Genomic DNA, 2777 nt, shown 5'->3' on the forward strand with positions numbered 1-2777 from the left:
TCTCCGCCCTCCCTGACTGACATCCGAGCCACCGGAATAATGTGAAATAGACATTCCACTGTTGCTTAAATCCTGATCAAACTGGCCTAGATAATTGAAACAGATTTCAGGTTCAACCAGCTTACCCATTTCTTCACCATGATGGGAGAGATGACGCAACAAGCTGAATCCGACTCCCTTTTGCGGTATTTCACGCAATGCTTCTTTGACCGTTTTAATGCGAAGTCCCGTGTCTGCATCCGTTGGAATGTGTAGAAGAACAGGATATTGACTCGTGAACCATCCTACCGTCCGGCTGATATCACAATCCGGCAACATATGCTCTCTACCGTGGCCTTCCAAATTTACAAATATATTTTCACTGCCTGTCCACCCATGGATTGCAGTTCCCAGCGCAGTAAGCAACAGATCATTAATTTCAGTACGATAGGCACGGTTCGTCTGTTTCAGCAGTTGCTCCGTCTCCATCTTTGAAAACCGCAGTGTCAGTAATTCGCTGTCTCCAATCGTGCCTTGACCCGTCTCGTCATAATCTCTAGGTAAAGGAGCTGTCTCAAAGTCTTTTACGCGTCTCCAATATTGAAGCTCCTGCTCGATGGACGTACTATTTGCATACTGCACCAGTTGATTGGCCCATACCTGATAGGCATCCGTTTTTGACGGCAGCTTGATATCCTTGCCCGACTCTGCTTGCCCGAAGGCATTCGCCAAGTCCTCCAGTAAAATTCGCCAAGATACGCCGTCTACCACCAAATGATGAATGACAATCAGCAGATGATCACCGTCGGGACAACGGAACAGTCCCAGTTTTACCAACGGACCTTTTTCCAGATCAATGCTGCGCTGAATTCGATTCGCGGCTTCCTCAATTTCTGCCATAATCTTAGCTGGATTGGAGGCTGTGAAGTCCAGGACTTCCAGATCGTACAATTCCCCTTCACTGATTCCACGATTCCATGCTTCATAGCCGCTGTCCGTCCGTCGATATACGGTACGTAAAGCATCGTGGTGCGTAATTATGCTGTCCATTACCTGCCGCAATGCCTCTTCTTTAAAGCCCGAAGGCCTGTGCAAGAAAAACGACTGGTTAAAATGTGCTTCATTTCCCGTTTCTTGCGTGAATAACCATCGTTGTATCGGTGTCAACTCCACTTTTCCACTAATTTCACCTTGCTCGGGTATTCTGGTCACCCGCTCTGTATAAGGACTGAGCGCAGCAATGCTCGGATATTTAAACAGGTCTTTCATTCCAATTTTGTAGCCGGCCTGAATCAATCGGGACGATACCTGAATGGCCTTAATGGAATCGCCACCCAAATCAAAAAAGTTATCCCCTGTTCCTATCTGCGGCACACCGAGCACCTTTTGCCAGACAGTGGCCAACACCTGCTCCACTTCGTTTCCGGGCGCGGTATACTCCACTCCGGTTTGAATACTCTCTGTTGGCACAGGCAATTCTTTACGGTCCACTTTCCCATTAGGCGTTAGCGGTAACCGTTCCAGCGGAATCATATAGGCTGGTATCATATACGCTGGCAGCTCTTCCGATAGAGCTTCCCGTATCCGCGTGCCCGTCATCTCGCGCTCAGCTACATAGTACGCCGCCAATTGCTTCGCGCCATCCTCCGCTTCATGGACAACCACAGCCGCTTGCTGGACGAAGGGCAGGCTCTGCAGCTTCGCTTCGATCTCTCCCGGTTCAATCCGGTATCCACGGATCTTCACCTGCTGGTCCAGCCGTCCCAGATAGCTGATCGTTCCGTCTGGACGCCAGCGTCCCCGGTCCCCCGTCCGGTATAACCGTTCACCCGCTGCCCATGGATGCGCTACAAACCGCTCACGCGTTAATTCCTCCTGATTCAAATAACCACGGGCCAGACCGGCTCCCCCGACCCAGATTTCTCCCGCCATTCCTATTGGCAGGAGCCGCCCCTCTTGATCCATAATGTAGGCGGTCGAGTTGGCGATCGGTCGCCCAATTGGAATTTGGTTGGTATAGTCCTGGTCAATCTCAAAGCTGCAGGAAAAGGTTGTGTTTTCCGTCGGACCATAACCATTCACCAGCGTGACATTCGGGCATGCGCGGCGTACCGCCGATACGACCGATGGCACGAGCGCATCCCCTCCCACAATGAGGTAACGCAGCGGCTCAAACTGTGCTGGCTCTTGCTGCGCCAACTGATGGAACAGTGGCGCGGTCAGCCACATGACCGTAATTTGGTGCTCTCGGATAGCTTCCCCCAGCAGTTCTGCACTCAACAGAACCATCTCGGGTACAATGACCAGCCTCAGCCCGTTCAGCAAGGCCCCCCAAATTTCAAACGTACAGGCGTCAAAAACCAGCGCCCCTGTTAGCAAAATACGGTCAGCAGGTGTCCATGCTACAACATTTGTTTCTTTCACCAAACGTACGACACTTCGCTGCTCCACCATGACCCCTTTGGGTTGTCCGGTCGAACCTGAGGTATACATCACATAAGCCAGATGATGGGCTTCTGATACGCTCGGCAAGTCAGAGTCATCCGCAGCATATGCATTTTCGTCCCCCAGGTCCAGCATTCGGCCCTCATATCCGGCCTGCTCGACCCGTTCCATGGCCTGATGAACGGCATCTCCAGTTCCGGCAGATGCTGTCAGCAGCATGTTGACCTGACCATCGGCCAGCATAAAGCGAATACGTTCCGCCGGATAAGTCGGATTGATCGGTAAATAAGCGCCTCCAGCCTTCAAAATGGCTAACATTCCCACGATCATGTCTGCAGAGCGATCCGCCAAAA

At 51.6% G+C, this 2777-nt stretch carries 1 protein-coding gene; it reads right to left on the minus strand.

Annotated elements, in window-relative coordinates; genetic code table 11:
* A partial coding sequence (locus C1I60_RS24685; protein WP_289306500.1) for an amino acid adenylation domain-containing protein occupies positions 1-2775 on the minus strand: 2775 nt, incomplete at its 3' end.
* Between the last annotated feature and the right edge of the window lie 2 nt (positions 2776-2777).

Origin of the sequence: Paenibacillus terrae, from assembly GCF_005217525.1 — a bacterium.
Lineage (GTDB): Bacteria > Bacillota > Bacilli > Paenibacillales > Paenibacillaceae > Paenibacillus > Paenibacillus terrae_C.